This is a genomic window from Streptomyces sp. NPDC050485 (assembly GCF_044458185.1).
Lineage (GTDB): Bacteria > Actinomycetota > Actinomycetes > Streptomycetales > Streptomycetaceae > Streptomyces.
The window spans coordinates 260157-278126 of the sequence record NZ_JBITHR010000008.1 but is presented as its reverse complement, the minus strand read 5'-3'; the positions used below and the strand labels follow the sequence as shown (position 1 = coordinate 278126).

The 17970-nt window shown below is 70.8% G+C and carries 18 protein-coding genes and 1 pseudogene; 12 read left to right on the top strand and 7 right to left on the bottom strand.

Translation table 11 applies throughout. From position 1 onward, the window contains the following. Positions 1-63: 63 nt before the first annotated feature. A complete protein-coding gene (locus ACIBK6_RS19130) occupies positions 64-2283 on the top strand; it encodes an exo-alpha-sialidase (RefSeq protein WP_399052433.1) in 2220 nt (739 codons plus the stop codon). A gap of 239 nt (positions 2284-2522) precedes the next feature. Further along, entirely contained in the window at positions 2523-5195 is a 2673-nt protein-coding gene (locus ACIBK6_RS19125; RefSeq protein WP_399052432.1) for a glycosyl hydrolase, read from the top strand. A gap of 95 nt (positions 5196-5290) precedes the next feature. Here the strand turns inward: ACIBK6_RS19125 and ACIBK6_RS19120 are convergent, their stop codons facing one another. Continuing rightward, the gene (locus ACIBK6_RS19120) at positions 5291-5902 is read right to left on the bottom strand and encodes a hypothetical protein (protein WP_399052431.1); all 612 of its coding nucleotides are present in this window, start codon (positions 5900-5902) and stop codon (positions 5291-5293) included. A gap of 128 nt (positions 5903-6030) precedes the next feature. After that, positions 6031-6168 carry a hypothetical protein gene (locus tag ACIBK6_RS19115; protein ID WP_399052430.1) on the bottom strand — a complete coding sequence of 46 codons (138 nt, stop codon included), beginning with the start codon at positions 6166-6168 and terminating at the stop codon, positions 6031-6033. A gap of 438 nt (positions 6169-6606) precedes the next feature. Here ACIBK6_RS19115 and ACIBK6_RS19110 point away from each other — a divergent pair. Beyond that, positions 6607-6813: pseudogene (locus ACIBK6_RS19110) on the top strand (phosphopyruvate hydratase); the annotation flags it as partial. Between the two features lie 354 nt (positions 6814-7167). On the opposite strand, the gene ACIBK6_RS19105 reads toward ACIBK6_RS19110, so the two are convergent. Next, positions 7168-7599: an MFS transporter gene (locus ACIBK6_RS19105; RefSeq protein ID WP_399052429.1), complete on the bottom strand. Its 432-nt coding sequence runs from the start codon at positions 7597-7599 to the stop codon at positions 7168-7170. Positions 7600-7854: 255 nt separating this feature from the next. Beyond that, on the bottom strand, positions 7855-9228 hold the full coding sequence (locus ACIBK6_RS19100; RefSeq protein ID WP_399052428.1) for an NAD(P)-binding domain-containing protein: 1374 nt from the start codon (positions 9226-9228) through the stop codon (positions 7855-7857). Between the two features lie 107 nt (positions 9229-9335). Between ACIBK6_RS19100 and ACIBK6_RS19095 the strand changes: the two genes are divergently transcribed. The 9 genes from ACIBK6_RS19095 to ACIBK6_RS19055 all read left to right on the top strand — a co-directional run bounded on the left by ACIBK6_RS19095 (position 9336) and on the right by ACIBK6_RS19055 (position 16132). Then, positions 9336-9701, top strand: coding sequence for an ArsR/SmtB family transcription factor (locus ACIBK6_RS19095; protein WP_399052427.1), 366 nt, complete (start codon positions 9336-9338; stop codon positions 9699-9701). Between the two features lie 25 nt (positions 9702-9726). Further along, positions 9727-10242 (top strand): GNAT family N-acetyltransferase, encoded by a 516-nt coding sequence (locus tag ACIBK6_RS19090; protein ID WP_399052426.1) that lies wholly within the window; start codon positions 9727-9729, stop codon positions 10240-10242. Between the two features lie 278 nt (positions 10243-10520). Further along, positions 10521-11780 (top strand): MFS transporter, encoded by a 1260-nt coding sequence (locus ACIBK6_RS19085; RefSeq protein WP_399052425.1) that lies wholly within the window; start codon positions 10521-10523, stop codon positions 11778-11780. 264 nt (positions 11781-12044) lie between these two features. Beyond that, positions 12045-12425, top strand: a complete 381-nt coding sequence (locus ACIBK6_RS19080; protein WP_399052424.1) for a BlaI/MecI/CopY family transcriptional regulator — start codon at positions 12045-12047, stop codon at positions 12423-12425. Then, complete coding sequence (locus tag ACIBK6_RS19075; RefSeq protein WP_399052423.1) at positions 12422-13402, top strand: M56 family metallopeptidase; 981 nt, start codon at positions 12422-12424, stop codon at positions 13400-13402. The genes ACIBK6_RS19080 and ACIBK6_RS19075 overlap by 4 nt, the downstream gene beginning before the upstream one ends. Positions 13403-13466: 64 nt before the next feature. Beyond that, positions 13467-13907: a hypothetical protein gene (locus ACIBK6_RS19070; protein WP_399052422.1), complete on the top strand. Its 441-nt coding sequence runs from the start codon at positions 13467-13469 to the stop codon at positions 13905-13907. Positions 13908-14040: 133 nt separating this feature from the next. Next, the gene (locus ACIBK6_RS19065; RefSeq protein WP_399052421.1) at positions 14041-14688 is read left to right on the top strand and encodes a DUF3105 domain-containing protein; all 648 of its coding nucleotides are present in this window, start codon (positions 14041-14043) and stop codon (positions 14686-14688) included. Beyond that, the gene (locus ACIBK6_RS19060; RefSeq protein ID WP_399052420.1) at positions 14685-15314 is read left to right on the top strand and encodes a DUF305 domain-containing protein; all 630 of its coding nucleotides are present in this window, start codon (positions 14685-14687) and stop codon (positions 15312-15314) included. The genes ACIBK6_RS19065 and ACIBK6_RS19060 overlap by 4 nt, the downstream gene beginning before the upstream one ends. Before the next feature lie 131 nt (positions 15315-15445). Beyond that, positions 15446-16132 (top strand): SCO family protein, encoded by a 687-nt coding sequence (locus ACIBK6_RS19055; protein ID WP_399052419.1) that lies wholly within the window; start codon positions 15446-15448, stop codon positions 16130-16132. 58 nt (positions 16133-16190) lie between these two features. Here ACIBK6_RS19055 and ACIBK6_RS19050 read toward each other — a convergent pair whose 3' ends face one another. Genes ACIBK6_RS19050 through ACIBK6_RS19040 form a run of 3 tightly spaced genes read right to left on the bottom strand, consistent with a single transcriptional unit; the run spans position 16191 to position 17964 of the window. Beyond that, positions 16191-16871 carry a class I SAM-dependent methyltransferase gene (locus ACIBK6_RS19050; protein WP_399052418.1) on the bottom strand — a complete coding sequence of 227 codons (681 nt, stop codon included), beginning with the start codon at positions 16869-16871 and terminating at the stop codon, positions 16191-16193. 56 nt (positions 16872-16927) lie between these two features. Then, a complete protein-coding gene (locus ACIBK6_RS19045; protein ID WP_399052417.1) occupies positions 16928-17629 on the bottom strand; it encodes a cation transporter in 702 nt (233 codons plus the stop codon). After that, a complete protein-coding gene (locus tag ACIBK6_RS19040; protein WP_399052416.1) occupies positions 17629-17964 on the bottom strand; it encodes an ArsR/SmtB family transcription factor in 336 nt (111 codons plus the stop codon). The genes ACIBK6_RS19045 and ACIBK6_RS19040 overlap by 1 nt, the downstream gene beginning before the upstream one ends. Between the last annotated feature and the right edge of the window lie 6 nt (positions 17965-17970).

The window sequence follows — 17970 nt, the reverse complement described above, 5'->3', positions numbered from 1 at the left end:
GGGCCGCCGCCGGGTTGTCGACGGCCCGCTCCCCCTCTTCCACTCCGTCCAAGGGATATCTCTATGCCACGAGCATCGTTACGCCGCGGCCTGATCGCCGCGACAAGTGTCACCGCCATCGCCTTCGCGGGTGTCCTGTTCGCCCAGCCCGCCTCCGCCGACGTCACCAACGGCGGCTTCGAGACCGACACCCTGTCCGGCTGGACCACCGCCGGAACGACCGCGGTCGTCAACTCCGGTGCCCACAGCGGCAGTTACGCGGCGCAAGTCGGCGGCACCTCACCGACCAACGGGAACTCCTCGATCGCGCAGACCTTCACCGCACCGGGCGGCTCCCCCTCGCTCAGCTTCTGGTACGACGTGTTCTGCCCGGACACCGTGACGTACGACTGGGCGACCGCGACCCTCAAGGACAACACCACCGGCACCACGACCACGCCACTGGCCAAGACCTGCACCAACAACCAGGGCTGGAAGCAGAAGACCACCGCGCTCACCGCCGGGCACTCCTACACCCTCACCCTGATCAGCAAGGACGACAACTACGCAGGCGACCCCACCTACACCCTCTACGACGACATAGCGGTCTCCGGCACCGTCGCCAATGACTTCTCGATCGCCGACAGCCCGAACTCCGCCACCGTGAACGCGGGCAGCGCCGCCACCTCCACGATCTCCACGGCCGTCGTCTCCGGCACCGCCGAGACCGTGAACCTGTCGGCGAGCGGCCTGCCGTCCGGGGCGAGTGCCGCGTTCAGCCCGGCCTCCGTCACGGCGGGCGGCTCATCCACGCTGACGGTCAGCACCTCCACGAGCACTCCGTCCGGCACGTATCCGATCACCGTCACCGGCACCAGCCCGTCTGCCACCCACTCCGCCACCTTCACCCTGACCGTGAACGGCACCGGACCGACCCTGACCCGGGTCAGCACCGACCCGTTCACCAACAGCACCAGCCAGCACGCCACCGAGCTGGAGCCGGACACCTTCGCCTACGACAACACGATCGTCGCCTCCTCGCAGGTCGGGCGGTTCACTGACGGCGGGGCCTCGGACATCGGCTGGAACACCTCCACCGACGGCGGCACCACCTGGCAGCACGGCATGCTGCCGGGCATCACCACCTATCAAGGCGGGGGCAGTTGGGCCCGGGTCTCCGACCCGGCCGTCGCCTACGACGCCAGGCACGGCACCTGGATGGTCACCGGCCTGGTCATCGACGCCAACGTGAACGGAGCGGGTGTCACCGTCAGCCGCTCCTCCGACGGCCTGACCTGGCAGAACCCGGTCATGGCGGTCGGCAATGACGGCCAGGGTTACGACAAGGAATGGATCGTCTGCGACAACACGTCCACCAGCGCCCACTACGGCAACTGCTACATCGAAGTCGACCTCACCTCCTCCGGCAACCGCGTGATCATGAGTACGTCGACCGACGGCGGCGCCACCTGGTCCACCCCCACCAGCCCGGCCAGCGGCGACTCCGGCCTCGGCGGCCAGCCCCTGGTGCAGCCCAGCGGCAACGTCGTCGTCCCCTTCTCCACCAACGGCAGCTCGGTACGCGCCTTCACGTCCACCGACGGCGGCGCCTCCTGGGGCTCCTCGTCGCTGGTCGCGAACGTCTCCTCGGCCACCGTCTCCGGCGGGCTGCGCAGCGGTGACGGCCTGCCGTCCGCCGAGATCGACGCCTCCGGCAAGATCTACGTCGCCTGGCAGGACTGCCGCTTCCGCTCCGGCTGCCCCTCCAACGACATCGTCTACTCGACCTCCACCAACGGCACCAGTTGGTCGGCCGTGACCCGCGTGCCCATCGACCCGGTCACCTCCGGCGCCGACCACTTCATCCCCGGCATCGGCGTCGACCACGCCACCTCCGGCGCCACCGCCAAGATCGGCGTCTACTACTACTTCTACCCGAGCTCCAACTGCACCGCCTCCACCTGCCAGTTGGAGGTCGGCTTCATCTCCTCGACCGACGGCGGATCGACCTGGAGCACCGCGCAGACCGTCGCCGGACCCATGTCCCTGTCCCAGATCGCCAGCTCCACCCAGGGCAGCATGGTCGGCGACTACATCTCCGCCTCCGTCGTCAACGGCAAGTCCGTTGCCGTCTTCGCCGTCGGCAAGGCCCCCACCAACGGCCAAGCCTTCGACGAGGGCCTCTACACAGTCGGCGGACTCGCCCTGAAGGGCGGACACATCAAGGCCGAGCGAGGCCCGGTGTACGCGCCGGGCACATCGGCGGCCACGCCGGGGCATCGCCCCCTGCCCACCGCACGCTGACAGCACACCCCCTGAAGCACCCGCGGGTACAGCCGGACCATCCGGCTGTACCCGCCCTCTTCGGGGCGATCGCCTGGACCCCCAAGTAGCCGATGCTGACCATGAATTGCCGCCGCAGAGGGCTGGAACGGCAAACTCCACACCATATTTTCCCCGGCCCCTTTCCGGACTGTCACGAACACGCCAAGATCTTCCCCGCGTCGGGTCATACCCCGTGCCCGCCGCAGGGAGGAAAGCGCATGATGCTCCAACGGCATCGGCGGCGGTTCATAACCTGCACCGTCGTGGCCGCCGCGTTCGCACTGGTGAGCACCCAGGCGTTCGCGGCATCAGCAGACATCAGACCCAGGCCCTGGAACGCGCGCCACCAGGCAGACATCGGCCGCCAGCACATCAAGGCCCTGCATTCCGGCAAGTCCGCCTTCGCCGCGTCCGAGAACGGCGGTGGCGGCTCGGACGAGGCGGAGAACTCCGCCGAAGGCACCGCCCAGTACACCGAGGCCCGCACCGCCCCCGGCGTGGTCGCGCCCGGCGCGTACGGGGCGGCCTGGGCCCAGCTCCAGTCGATGAAGCACACCAATGGCGACTGGGACCACGTCACCAAGAAGGCATACAACTCCGACGACCCGCGCTACCGCGACATCAACTCCAACTCCAGCGGCGGCTCCGGGAATGTGACCGGCCGCATCACCGGCATCGCCGCCGACGACCAGGGCTACGTCTACGCGGGCGGCGCCAACGGAGGCGTCTTCCGATCGAAGACCGGCGGCGGCAACTGGCAGCCCATCGCCGACAAGCTGCCCTCCCTGTCAACGGGCGCCCTGACGCTCGACGCCTCGAAGCGCCTCTGGTACGCGACCGGCGAGTCCAACACCGGAGCAACTTCGTACGTGGGAACGGGTGTTTACGTCCTGCCCGACCCGCAGCACGGCCAGTTCCAGCCCGGCGGGCGGGTCGGCGGCGCCGAACTGGAGAGCACCACGATCCACGCCCTCCGGTTCGCCGGAACCACCGTGTGGGCGGCCACCAGCCGGGGCGTGTGGTCGCACTCCACGACCACCCTGTCGGGCCCGTGGAAGCTGGAGTTCGCCCCCAACCCGGACTACCTGCCGGGCGGTTCGAAGGCCGCCGACGAGTCGGCCCCGTACAAGAACATCGCCAACGACATCGCGGTCGACCCCAAGGAGCCGAACAAGGTGCTCCTTGCAGTCGGCTGGCGCGGCGGCGACACCTACAACGGGCTCTACACCAAGCAGGCGGACGGCAGCTGGAAGCCAGCGTCCGGACTCGGCGATCTGCCGACCGACAGCGCGAACGTCGGCAATGTGACGTTCGGCGCGGCGGCCGATGGCTCGCGGCTGTACGCCATCGACCAGTCGCCGGCGCAGATGGCGTCCAACCCGGACAGCGGCCTCAAGGGCGTCTACGTCTCCAAGTCCGGTTCCCCGTTCGGTCCGTGGACGCTGATCGCCGACTACACCAAGCTCAAGGCGTCGGGCTCGGCGCTGCAGGGCGCCGGTTACATGCCGGGCATCCAGTCCTGGTACAACCAGTTCCTCCAGGTCGACCCGAACAATGCCGACCACGTCTACCTGGGCTTGGAAGAGGTCTTCGAGACGAAGAACGGCGGCACGAGCTGGATCACCCCCGGCCCGTACTGGAACTTCCCGTTCCCGTGCTGGAGCGTCGACCCCACCAAGCAGACCGGTGACTGCTCCCCCACCACCCACTCCGACCAGCACGCCGTCGCCATCGGCAGCCTCAAGGGCAAGACGTACGCCTACGTGGGCAACGACGGCGGCATCTACCGCCGCCCGCTGAACGGAGCGGTCGACTCCGGCGGCCACGCCAAGGACTGGCAGTCGCTGAACGACGGCACCATCGACACCCTCCAGTACTACTCGGTGGGCGTCGGCAAGGACCTCACCTACGGCGGCGTCTCGGTCACCGGCGGCCTCCAGGACAACGGGCAGTCCATCCTGCGCGGCCGCGACAAGGTCATGGGATCCAACTTCGGCGGCGACGGCGCCGACACCATCACCGACCCGAACAACGGCTGCAACATCGCCCAGGAATACGTCTACCTGGACATGTGGGTCACCCAGAACTGCGGTGTGAACAACGGCAGTTGGAGCACCGACCCCACCAAGGCCACCGAGTACGAGGTCGCCCCGCCGGACAAGGACCTCGGCGGCGCCGGAGCACGCTTCATCGCACCCATCACCTCCGACACCAAGGACACCAACACCTGGGTCGCAGGCGGCCGGCACGTGTGGGTGCAGCACAAGGGCTTCGCGATCCGCTCGGGCGCGGAGTGGAAGAACGCGTACGACCTCGGTGACGGCCACGTCGCCACCGCCGTCGCCTCCTCCGGCGGCACGGTCTACGTCGGCTGGTGCGGGCCCTGCAACAACCAGGGCTTCACCCGGGGCATCGCGGTCGGCAACGCCGACGGCACCGGCTGGCACCAGCTGAACCTCCCGGTCGACGGCACCATCCCCAACCGCTACATCTCCGCCTTCGACGTCGACCCGGCCAACGCCCAGCACGTCTACGTCGCCGTCAACGGCTTCTCCCGCAAGTGGACCGAAGGTCCAGGTGCCGGGTACGGCCACGTCTTCGAGTCCAAGAACGGCGGGACCGACTGGACGGACATCTCGGCCAACCTGCCCGACGTCCCCGCCAACTCGGTGAAGCTGCTGCCCAATGGCGGCCTCGCCCTCGGCACCGACCTGGCCACCTTCTACCGCCCGGCCGGGACCACCGACTGGCAGGTCCTCGGCACCAACCTGCCCACCACAGCGGTCATGCAGCTCAGGCTCGGCCCGGACAGCAACCTGTACGCCGCCACCCATGGGCGCGGCATCTGGTCCTTCGACGTGCGGCGCCTCAAGGGACGCACGAACGACTGACCGTACGAGCATGACGGATCCCCGTCACGCGACGGCCGGTGCGCGCCCTCCAACCGGGCGTGCACCGGCCGTTCCCTCTTCGAGACGCCTGTACATCAGGGAATTTGATATGCCGCTACATCCAGATGGAGCGTCAGGGCTGCCGCGCCGCGCGTCCCCCAGGTCACGGTGGCCGCCCCCGGCCGGGCTGCCCGGATCGTGACCCGGCCGGTGCCGTCCGGATCCGCCGACTTCGCGGCGATCGTGGCCAGCATCGGACTGCTGGTCCAGGGCCCCGGCCAGGCACCGCCCGGACCGGGCGGCACCACAGCCGTGACGGTGGCGCCCACCCGTACGCACAGCCGCTGAACAGCGGAATCCGGGGAACGCAGGGTGACCGTCACGGCTCCCGCGACGCATTCGGGGTGCGCTGCCGGAGCCGTCGCAGGGGGCGGCGGTGTGGAGTCGGGAGAGGGCTCAGGGGCGGTGGAGGACGGCTTCGCCGGGGCGGACGGCATCGCACCGGACGGCGAGGCCGAGCCGGTGGACGAGCCGGCGCCGGCGGTGCCTGTTGGGGTGACGGCGGCCGCAGAGGGGCTCTGCGGCGGGGCGCCCGCGAGTGGGACGTCGCCGTGCGCGCAGGCGGTTCCCGCCCAGGCCAGGACCACCAGTACGGACAACAGCCCGCCCCGGGCCGGTCGGCGAACCCCTCTCATTCCCTTGAGCATCACAGCCTCCTTTCCACCGGTCTCGGTGCTTCGACGTCCTCGGGCAGCGGATCGGTTCCGGTGACCGCCCCATGCGGCCGGAGCGGTGACGCCACCCACGCCCCTCTGAAGGCCGCCGCCTCCGGATCTCACAGCGGCTCGGCTCTGGCTTCGACGTCTTTGATGTCGCTGGGGCGTCCCGCGCAGGCCCACCGGACGTACAGGGCCCCGACGATGAGCAGGGCGGCGGCCAGGGAGAGCATCGGCCAGCCGCGCAGCAGGTTCACGGCGAGGGTGAAGGCGACCGCAGCCGCGGCGAGGGCGTTGCCCAGGCCAGGGCCGGTTTCTTCTCCGTGCGGGCGAAGCGGCCATGGCCACGAGGCTGACGAAGACGGTGACCGCGTAGAAGAGGACCAGTTCCTGCTCCTGGCCTGCCGAGGCCACGATGATGACGCCTGCGGCGATCAGGTAGGTGGCGACGGACCAGTAGGGGGTGTGGTGTCTGTTCGTACGGCCGAGGCCCGCGGGCAGAACCCCGGACCGCACCGGTCGTGCCGGACAGTGACTTGAGCAGGCCGGGGCCTGCCTTGAAGGAGGAGCTCGCAGGGGCCAACAACAGCAGTGAATTGGCGAGTTGGAAGGCTGTGTGCAGCCAGCCGGGTCCGGCCGCGGCGTATGCGATGTCGGCGATCTGTGTGGAGTCGGCGGCCGGGCTGCCGATGTGCGTCAGCCGGGAAGCGGGCTACGCACAGATGGTCTGGCACCGCTCCGGCGAGACCGAGGACTCCTTCATCGCCGACCTCGCCGTCGGAACGGGCTGCGGCCAGCTCAAGTCCGGCGCCCAGGCCAGGTACGAGCGCGTTGCGAAGTACAACCGGCTGCTTGCCATCGCAGCCGCCCAACCCCCGCTGCCGTACGGACTGCGCCCCTGAACCCGGGTTACGACGCGGCCGTCAGCAGCGGCCCCAGCGCGCCACCGCACAGACGGTCCACCAGCGGGGCGCCGAAGCGCCGAGCCGCGAGCACGGCGGTCGACGCGACAAAGGTGCCGACCACGGCGGCACGGCATCGTGCGGGTAATGGGCCCCCGTACACGCGCGAGGCACCCATCAGCACCGCCGCCAGCGCGACGGCCGCGCCCAGCCGACGGTTGACCAGGACGCAGGACCGTTGGCGGCACCCGCGCCGCGGTTCGGGTGCGGCGGGCCCCACGGCCGCGCGGCAGCCCCAGAGATCACCAACGTCGCCAGCCTACCGTCCGATGCCCAGCTGCTTTCGGGCGTTCTTCATGTACGAGCCTGCCCGCTACCGGGACAAGGGCGAGGTCCATCAGTGGCGCGCCCGGAACCCGATCCCTGTGCCGGCCGAACAGATGCGCGTGCCCACTCCGGTCGAAGGGCTACGACCTGGCGGAGGACCGGGAGCACCGCGAAACCTATGCCTGGCAGGGCGGCGAGGGTGAGGTAGGTGGTGCGCCAGCTCAGGTGCTCGGCGAGGGCTGCGGTGATGGGTGCGGAGACGGTGGAGGCGAGGCCAGCGGCGAGGGTGACAACGGTGCGGACGCGGTCGGGGCCCCACCAGCGGGTCACGGCGGCGAAGGCGGGCGGGTAGAAGGTGGCGGCACCGGCGAGCAGCCAACCCGCCAAGAGAGGAAGGAAGTTGGGTGCGGTCGCGAGGGCGAGGATGGCAATGACCGCGAGCAGGGAGCCGCTGGCCATCACGGCGCGCGGGTCCGGCGGTCGAGGATGCTGCCGACGAGGGCGGAGCTCAGGGCCACCGAAGAGGCGGCGGTTGTGCCGTTGGTGGACCAGCCGGTGTCCTGCGTGATTCGGGAGTTGAGGACGGGAAGGCGTAATAGACCACGGCCCAGCCGGTGGTATGGGTGGCACACAGCGCGGGCAGGACGGCGTGAGGCCGCGACCGGTCCCCTGTTCCGGTCGCGTCCTCGCTCGTGTCGAGGTCTGTCACCTCGGTCAGCAGCCGCCGGAGGACGCCGGCGCGCCGACGCCGATCTGGAGCGCGTTGGGGGCGGCGCAGCAACCGCCGACCGACGCCTCGGCTTCGGGCTCGTCGAAGAGGCCGGCGCCGCCGCACACCCCGGTCTCGGGCAGGGTGAGTTCGACGCGCTCGGCGGCTTCCCGGTCACCGGCGAGGGAGGCGGCGATGGAGCGGACCTGCTCGTAGCCGGTCATGGCGAGGAAGGTGGGGGCGCGGCCGTAGGACTTCATGCCGACCAGGTAGACGCCCTCCTCTGGGTGGGAGAGCTCCTTGACGCCGTGGGGGTAGACGGTGCCGCAGGAGTGGACGTTGGGGTCGATCAGCGGGGCGAGGTCGACGGGGGCCTGAAGGCGCTCGTCCAGTGCGAGGCGGAGTTCGTCGACGAAGGTCAGGTCGGGGCGGAAGCCGGTCAGGCCGATGATCTCGTCCACCGGGTCGAGACGGCGGCTGTCTTCACCGACCAGGACCAGGCCCTTGCTGGTCTGCTCAACTGCACTGGTGCGGAAGCCCGTTACCGCGTCCGCGTGTCCGTTGTCGACGGCGGCCTTGGCGGCCAGGCCGAGCGCACCGCGTGCAGGGAGCTGGTCGGCGGTGCCGCCGCCGAAGGTGGAGCCGCTGATGCCGCGGCGCAGGATCCACACGGCGTGCGTGCCGGGGGCTTCCTTGGCGACGTCGGCCAGAGTGGCGAGGGCGGTGAAGGCGGAGGCGCCGGAGCCGATCACTGCGGTGCGCTTGCCCGCGTAACGGGCGCGTACGGCAGGGTCCTTGAGATCGGGGACGCGGTAGGAGATCCGGTCGGCGGCGGCCTTCTCACCGAGTGCCGGGAGGCCGTCGCCGCCCAGCGGGCTGGGGGTGGACCAGGTGCCGGAGGCGTCGATCACGGCGCGGGCCAGGATGCGCTCCTCGCGGCCGGCCGTCCCGGTGACGTGGACGGTGAAGGGCTGCTCACCGCGATCGGCGTCGACCACGCGGTCGCGACCGGTGCGCGAGACGCCAGTGACGGTGGCTCCGTACCGGACCCGCTCGCCCAGAACGTCGGCAAGCGGCTGGAGGTACTTTTCGGCCCAGTCGCCGCCCGCCGGGTACGCGGATCCGTCGGGCTTGCTCCAGCCGGTGAGCGCCAGGAGCTTCTCGGCGGCGGGGTCGACGACCTCGGCCCAGGTGGAGAAGAGGCGCACGTGCGACCACTCACGCACGGCTGCACCGGCGTGGCGCCCGGCTTCCAGGACCAGGGGCTCAATGCCGCGCCCGACCAGCTGGGCAGCGGCGGCCAGGCCGACCGGGCCCGCGCCGATGATCACGGTCGGCAGGCCGTCGAGGAACGGGTCGGCAGGAAGGTTCTCACTCATCGCATGCTCCAGGTCAGGACGCCGTCGATCTTCTGATTCGACGTTTGTCTATGTTACTGACGAAGGCGAGCTTGCCTGATAGCTTCGATGGATGTCAATATTGACGCATGTCGAATCTGCGTACGGTGGAGCTTCCCGTCCTGAACGAGCCCGTCGCGCCGTGCTGCCCGCCTCTGAACGAGCGCCCGCTGACCGCCGAGGAGGCCGAGCGGACGGCGAAGATGTTCAAGGCCCTCGGCGACCCGATCCGGCTGCGGCTGTTCAGCGCGGTCGCCTCACACGAGGGCGGCGAAGCCTGCGTGTGCGACATCTCCGACGTCGGCGTCTCCCAGCCGACTGTCAGCCACCACCTCAAGAAGCTAAAGGAGGCAGGACTACTCTCCTGCGAACGACGCGGGACATGGGTGTACTACCGGGTCGAGCCGTCCGTGCTCGCCGCGATGGGGCAGCTCCTGACCGCCGCCGCCCGCTGACCCTCTCCGCAGTCAAGGAGCCACCGTGTCCCCGCACGCCACCCCGGCAGCAGCCGTCATCGTGCCCCTCGCACCCGCCCACGCCGACGCCGTCCTGGCGATCTACCAGGCCGGCATCGACGAGGGCAACGCGACGTTCGAGACCGCCGCCCCGACCTGGGAGGCGTTCGACGCGGCGAAGCTGCCCGAGCACCGCTTTGCCGCGCTCGACGCCGACGGGACGGTCCTCGGCTGGGTCGCCGTGAGCCGGGTCTCCGACCGGTGCGCGTACGCCGGGGTCGTCGAGCACTCGGTGTACGTCCACCCCGCCGCCCGAGGCCGCCGCATCGCCTCCGCGCTGCTGAAAGCGCTCATCAACTCCACCGAGGCCGATGGGATCTGGACCATCCAGTCCGGGATCTTCCCCGAGAACACCGCGAGCCTGGCGCTGCACGAGCGGGCCGGGTTCCGGGTGATCGGCACCCGTGAGCGCTTCGGCCGCCACCACGGCCAGTGGCGCGACGTCCTGCTCATCGAACGCCGCAGCTTCTTGATCGACTGATCCAATACGTGCTCTCTTCGGCACGCTGAAGAGCCCTGCCCGCGTCCCGCCCGGCAAGCGCTACTTCAACTGGAGCGTGTCCGACCCCGAGGGACTGCCGCTCGATCACGTCCGGGGGGGTACGGGATGATCTCGCCGTGCACGTACGGGCGTTGCTCGCCGAAGTCGCCTGACCAGAGCGCCCCGCTGTGTTCTCCAGTCGGACGGACCTCGGAGGTAGGAATGAACCTGCCGGACAGGGCTTCCCGGCCTGCGGGCCGCTCCCTCACACTCCGGTGATGACCAACAGCGACGCCCCCGAGACGGCCCCCGCCTCCCCGACGCCGGCCGACGACCAGGAACGGTGGCTGACGCCCGGCGTGGCCGGAATCGGATCTGCCAGCTTCCTCGCCGACGTAGGCCACGAGATCCCCACCGCGCTGCTGCCCTGCCTCCTCACTTCCGCCCTGGGCGCCCCGGCCGCGGCGCTGGGCGCAATCGAGGGATTCTCCCACGCGCTGGCCGGGGCCGCCCGGTTCGGCGGCGGGGTACTGGCGGACGATCCGGCCCGGCGCCGCAAGGTCGCCGTCGGCGGATATGCGACGACCGCGGTCCTGGGTGCCGCGACTGCCGGGGCCACGGCGGTGTGGCAGGTCGGCGTGCTGCGGGCGGCTGCCTGGACGGCGCGCGGTCTGCGGGTACCCGCCCGTAACGCGCTGCTCGCGGACATCGTCCCGGCGAAGGCGTACGGGCGGGCGTACGGCTTCGAGCGGATGATGGACAACCTCGGCGCGATCTTCGGCCCGCTGCTCGCGCTCGGACTGGTCGCCTGGCTGGGCGTCTCCTGGGCGATTGGCCTCTCAGTCATTCCCGGCCTGCTGGCCGCCGCCGCGATCGTCTACGCGATCCGCAAGACACCGAAGCCGAACAGGCGCGACAAGGTGCCCCTGAAGATCCGCATCAGGCCGGTCCTCAAGGGTGATCTCGGCAAACTCATGGGCGCGGTGGCCGCGTTCGAGGCCGGCAACGTCGCCGCGACCCTGCTCATCCTGCGCGCCACCGACCTGCTGGCTCCCGGGCACGGCACGAAGACCGCGACGACGATCGCGCTGGGCCTGTATACCGCCTACAACGTGGCGGCCACGATCGCCTCGGTCCCGGCCGGTCGGCTCTCGGACCGGCTCGGCCCGCGTGGCCCCGTGCTGGTCCTGACGGGCGGGGTCGCCGCGTTCGCCCTCGCCTACGGCCTGTTCACGATCGACTCGGCCGCGATCGTGCTACTGGCTGTCCCGTTCGTGCTGGCCGGGATCGGTATCGGCGCGGTGGAAACCGCCCAGCACTCCGCCGTCGCCGCCCTGGCGCCCAAGGATCTGCGCGGTTCGGCGTTCGGGATGCTCGCCACCGTCCAGTCCCTGGGCAACCTCGCCGCCAGCGGCATCGCCGGCATCCTGTGGAGCACGATCTCACCCCAGGCCGCGTTCTGGTACCTGACGACCTGGATGCTGCTCGCCCTGGCCGGGCTTCTCATCGCTGCCCGGCGCCCTCGCCCGGCAAGGTGAATCCCTTGCCAACTACCGTACGGTGCTAAGGAGTTGGACGATCTCGCGCGAGGCGTACCGGGCCGGGTGCCACACGCCGATGGGGGTGGCGGAGCCATCCCCACCCTGCGGACGCACTGCCAGCCCATCACTAGCCGTAAGTCCCGGAGGCGTCTGCCGACGGCAGATCCCTGCCAGTTCGATGCGGCCTCTACGTCGGCATTCTGGCCGGGTTCCGGCTCAACTACGATGCTGCTTAGGTTTTCATTGATGGAGGGTTGCCCGGTGCGGGGATTCGGTGAGCTGGAGCAGGCAATCATGGACGTGGTCTGGTCCACGGACGCCCCTGCCACCGCTCGCGAGGTGCTGGACCGGCTGAATGAGGAGCGGCCGCAGCCGCTGGCGTACAACACTGTGCAGACGGTGCTGGAGATCCTGCACAAGAAGGAGTGGCTGCGCCGGGCCAAGGACGGGCGGGCATTTAGGTACGCGGCGACCAAGAGTCGTGAGGAGTACGCGGCTTCGCTGATCGACCAGGTGTGGGCGAGTGGCGCGGACCGCACGGCGACGCTGGTTCGGTTGTTCGACGAGCTGGACGCGGACGAGGTGGCCGAGTTGCGGGCCGCGCTCGCCGCGCGTACCGGCAAGGGCGGTGGCCGCTCGTGAGGATCGCGGTTCTGCTGCTGTCGTACGCCGTGGCGGTTGGCACGCTCGCCTCGGTGCTGCTGCCGCGGGCGGGGTGGGTGCCGCGGGCGCCGCGTCTGGGGATCTGGGTCTGGCAGGCGGCGTGCGGCACGGTGGTGGTCTCGGTTGCGCTGGCCGGGCTCGCGGTGGCGGTGCCGACCGTGCCGGTCAGCGGGGGCCTCGCGGACATGCTGCACGCCTGCGTGCTGGCATTGCGGGCGCAGTACGCGGCTCCGGGCGGGGCGGCGCTCGCCGCGTCCGGGGCGGTGCTGGCCGTGAGCCTGCTCGGGCGGCTCGGGTGGAGCCTGGCCGCCGCCCTCACCACGGCCCGCCGCGCGCGCTCGCGGCACGCCGCCGCCCTCCTACTTGTCGGTCGGCACCGCGCTGACCTCGGCGTGACCGTCCTGGACGACGTGCGTCCGGCGGCGTACTGCCTGCCCGGCCACGGTCACCGGATCGTGCTGACGTCGGCCGCCCTGGCCGCCCTGGAACCGGACGCGCTGAAGGCCGTCATCGCCCACGAGCGGGCCCACATCCGCCAGCGCCACCACCTGGTCCTGGGCCTGGCCGAGGCGCTGCACCACGCGTTTCCCCGCTTGCCGCTGTTCGTCACCGCCGAGTTGGAGATGCGGCGCCTGGTGGAGCTGGCCGCCGACGACGAGGCGACCGCCCGCACCGGGGCGCTGACCTTGGCCGGGGCGCTGGTGGAGCTGGCGGGCGCCGGGGCTCCGGCCGCCGCGCTGGCCGCGTCCGGCGGGCAGGTGGCCGGGCGGGTACGCCGTCTGCTCGGCCCGCAGCGGCCGTTGGGCCAGGCCGCTTCCTGGGAGCTCGGGCTGGTGGCGGGCGCCCTGCTCGCGCTGCCGCTGGTGGTGGCCGCCGAGCCCGCCGTAGCGGCGGTCGGCATGAACGCCTGCCCGCTCATGGACGCCCCGCTGCAGGCGGCCGACGCTTCGGCCTGACCGGCCTCGGTGCGGCTCTGGTAAGTTCCCGGCCACAGTCTCCTATACGTCTTAGGTGTCTTCCGTGTCCGGTGTGTGGGTCCGTCGCGCTGCGATGCCGCATGCCCGCCGCCGGTCCGCCCGTCTGCTGGTCGCGGCCCTGGTGGTGCTGGCGACCCTCGTCCTGGCCTGCCCGCGCCCGACCGGCGGCACATCGCCGGTGTCCCGCGTCTCAGCCGCCGCCATGGCGATGCCGATGGACGCCTCAGGCGCCGCCATGGCGCAGCACGGGAACGAGCGCCCCTGCAAGCAGTGTGTCCAGGACACCGACGGCCAGGGCGGCGATCACTGCCACGCCCCGGATCATCACGGCGTCCTCGGCCACACGCCGGCCCCTGGCCAGGACCACGCCGTCACAGCCGGGCGGCCGCGCACCTCACCGGTCCGCTCTCCGCTGCGGCCCTCCCGGGTACCGGGCGGCGCCCGCCCGCCCGACCTCCATCAACTCCAGCTCCTTCGGGTCTAGGCCGTACGCCGGACTCCGCTCCGCCATGCCCCTGCGCCTGGCGGTCGCGGTCCCCCGTGCTCGTACAGCCCTATCCACAGACCACAGCACCGCCGTATGTCCCCGAGTGACGCGGCGGGGAGAAGGACGTCCCATGGGTTCCGCCAACTCGAAGGGCAGCGCGAAGGCCAAGGCCGAGGCGCGCCGGGCCCGCATAGAGGAGCAGCGCCGCGCCGAACGCGCCCGCGAGCGCCGCAACCGCATCCTCACGATCACCGCCGCCACGGCCGTACTCGCCGCGACCGGCATCGGCGGCTGGTACCTGTACGACAAGGCCGAGCAGAAGCAACAGGCCACGGCCGCGCCCGTACCGGGCGAGCAGAGCTGGACCAACCTCGCCCGGAGCCACGTGAACACCCCGGTCAGTTATCCGATGAGCCCGCCCCCCGGCGGGAACCACAATCCGGTGTGGGTCAGCTGCGACGCCAAGGTCTACACGAAAGAAGTCCCGGACGAGAATGCCGTGCACGCGCTGGAGCACGGCGCGGTCTGGGTCACCTACAACGACAAGGCCGCGCAGGGCGATGTGCAGGCGCTGGGCGCGAAGGTGTCGGCCACCCCGTACTCCTTCATGAGCCCCTACAAGGACGAGGATTCGCCGATCACGCTGACCGCCTGGGGGCACCAGGTGAAGGTGGACAAGGCGTCCGATCCGCGGGTCGGGGAGTTCCTGGAGAAGTACGTCCAGGGCAAGCAGACCCCCGAGCCGGGCGCCTCCTGCAGCGGCGGGATGACCCCGTGAGCCGCCCGGGACAGGTGAGCTGGTCGCGGTGGCTGGCCGGGGCGACCACCTTCCTCGCGCTGGTGCTGGGCGCGCTCGCCCTGGTCGCGGTCACCGGCCCGTCCTCGGGCGCGGCCGCACGGCCGGACAAGGCGTCCGCCGACGCCGGGTTCGCGCGCGACATGGCGGTGCACCACCAGCAGGCGGTGGAGCTGTCGTTCATCGTGCGCGACCGCACCAGTGACGAGGACATCCGGCGGCTCGCGTACGACATCATCAACACTCAGGCCAACCAGCGCGGCATACTGCTGGGCCGACTCGCGGCCTGGGACCTGCCGGCGAACTCGCAGGATCCGCCGATGGCCTGGATGGGGCACACCGTCACCCCGCACGACGGCGCCCTGATGCCCGGCATGGCAACCAACACCCAGATGGACGAGCTGCGCCGGGCCCAGGGCAAGGCCGCCGAAGTCCTCTTCCTGGAGCTGCTCACCCAGCACCACCGGGCGGGTATCGGCATGGCGCAGAGCGCCGCCGAGCAGGTCAAGGACCCGGTGATCAAGAACCTCGCCGAAGGCATGGTGCGGGGCCAGGAGGCCGAGGTGCAGCTGATGGCCGACCTGCTCAAGCAGCGCGAGCCCGCGTAGCGGGAGGCGGCTGCGGGACGGCCCGCGGCGGGGCGTAGGCTCCACCTCGTACACCTAAAACACTTAGGTGTACGAGGTGGGCGACCCGTCCGCCCACTGCCCCGCATTTCACACCGCCCGGGACGGCCCTCATGACGCGCGTGCGCAAGACCACCCTGATCGCCGCGGCCCTCACCGCGACCGCGGCCCTGACCCTGACGGCCTGCGGCGGAGGCAGCACCCCCTCGGCCTCGGCGAGCAAGAGCGGCGGCGCCTTCGTCGTCTCGGGCGGCGACGCGAGCAACGGCAAGAGCTGGACGGCGCTGGACACCCCGTTCACCAAGCCGGACCTCACCCTGACCGACACCCACGGCAAGCCGTTCGACCTGCGCAAGCAGACCGCGGGCAGGCCGACGCTGATCTACTTCGGCTACACCCACTGCCCCGACGTGTGCCCGCTGGTCATGAGCAACATCGGCATCGCCTACAAGAAGCTCCCCAAGGCACAGCAGGAGCAGCTGCGGGTCGTGTTCATCACCTCCGACCCCGAGCGCGACACTCCCGAGGCGCTCGGCAAGTGGCTGCCGGGCGCCGGGAACCCGGACTTCATCGGCTTGTCCGGCGACTTCAAGGCCATCCAGGCAGCCGCCCGTAGCGTCGGTATCAGCATCGAGGCACCGGCGAAGGACAAGGAGGGCAAGGTCGTCTCCACCCACGGCAAGACGGTGCTCGGCTTCTCACCGAAGGACGACAAGGCGCATGTCGTCTTCCACGAGGAGACCACCTTCGACGAGTACGGCAAGGAACTCCCCAAGCTGATCAACGGACATAACCCATAAGCCGGTTCGGGAGGAGCAGCCTGGCGTCAGAGCATCGATGCGCGGGCCCTGATGTGCGTCAGGCGGGCAGGATCTGGGTCACGCGCCACAGGCGGCGGGGCAGTTCGCCCTCTTCGAAGGGGTGGATGTCCACGAGGTCCCAGCCGTCGGCGAGCTCCTCAACGAGGCCGCGGGGGAAGAAGTGGACGGCGAAGCCGCCGTGTTCGTGGATGTCGTCGCCGTGGGCGATGCCGGTGCCGTAGTGGGCGTCGCCGGTGTGCGGACGGTGTAGACGAAGCCCCCGTCGGGCCTCAGGACCCGGCGCATCTTGGCGACGGGCGGCACGGTCGTCGGGGATGCGGCACAGCGCCAGGACGCACACCGCGGTGTCGAACGAGGCGTCGGGGAAGGGCAGTTGGGTGGCGGAAGCCTCGATGAGCGTGATCTCCACGCCCAAGTCGTCGGCCCGTCGGCGGGCCCGTTCCAGCATCGCCGGGGACAGGTCGATGCCGGTGAGGTCGGTGCAGTGGGGATAGTGAGGCAGGTTGAGGCCGGTGCCGACGGCGACCTCCAGGACCCCGCCGTCGGCCTGCGCACCGATCCACTGGCGCCCGTCGCGCAGATGAGCCGGTCGAAGTGGCGCATCCAGCCGTCGTAGTGCGGCGCATCGCGTCCCCAGATCCGGCGCGTCCGCGCGTTCTGGCCCCGACTGGACTCCGTGGCCGCCTCCCTTCACGTGCTTGGGTCGTACGGCCAGCATGCCGCGCGGCGGCCCGGCAGGCGAGGGATTCCCTCCCCCCTCCACCAGCACGAACTTCAGCAGCACGAACAGCCGGCCGCACAGCCGTGCAGGTCCGAGTCAGTGCCGTCCGGAGCCGGGACGGACACGGCGCAGCAACTGTCCCCGCGCCACGCCTCGCGCCCCTCCTTCACCGCGACGGCCGCGATGACCAGGGCGGCGATCGGGTCGGCCCAGGACCAGCCGAGCAGCCAGTTGGCCAGCAGGCCCACGAGCAGGACCGCGGACAGGTAGGTGCACAGCAGGGTCTGCTGGGAGTCGGCGACGGCGGAAACGGAACCCAGTTCGCGGCCTGCGTGGCGCTGGACAGCAGACAGGAACGGCATGATCGCGAGGGAGAGGGCAGCGAGCACGATGCCAGGCAGGGAGTGGTCGGCATCGCCGGTGCCGGCCAGTGCGCGAAGGGCATCGACGATGACGTAGGCGGCGAGCGCAAAGAAGGATGCGGCGATGATCCGCAGGGTGGTCTTTTCCCGCGCCTCGCGCAGGGCGTGGTCGCGGGCGGAGAACTGCCAGGCGACCGCCGCGGCGGAGGAGACTTCGATGACGGAGTCCAGGCCGAAGCCGATCAACGCGGTGGAGGAGGCCATCGTCCCGGCGGTGATGGCGACGACGGCCTCGATGACGTTGTAGGTGATGGTCACGGCGACCAGGAAGCGTATGCGCCGGGCGAGCGCCTCGCGCCGGGCCGGGGACGGCCCGCGGGATATCGCGGCCATCAGCAGCATCCCGCCTCGTCGGCCTCGATGCATGTGCGATCACTCTCGACGGCCACCACGGCGGCGCGCAGGTCGTCCAGCGCGTGGCCGAGACGGGCGTCGGCGAGTTCGTAGCGGGTACGGCGCCCGACCGGCACGGCCACCACGAGGCCGCAGTCGCGCAGGCAGGCCAAGTGGTTCGACAGGCGGGTACGGGAGATCCCCAACTGGTCGGCCAGATCGGCCGGATGGGCGGACGCGACGCGCAGCGCGAGCAGGATCCGGCAGCGGATCGGGTCGGCCAGCGCCCGCCCGAAACGGGCCAGGGCGTCAATGTCGGAGCCAAGGGTCAGCACATCGAT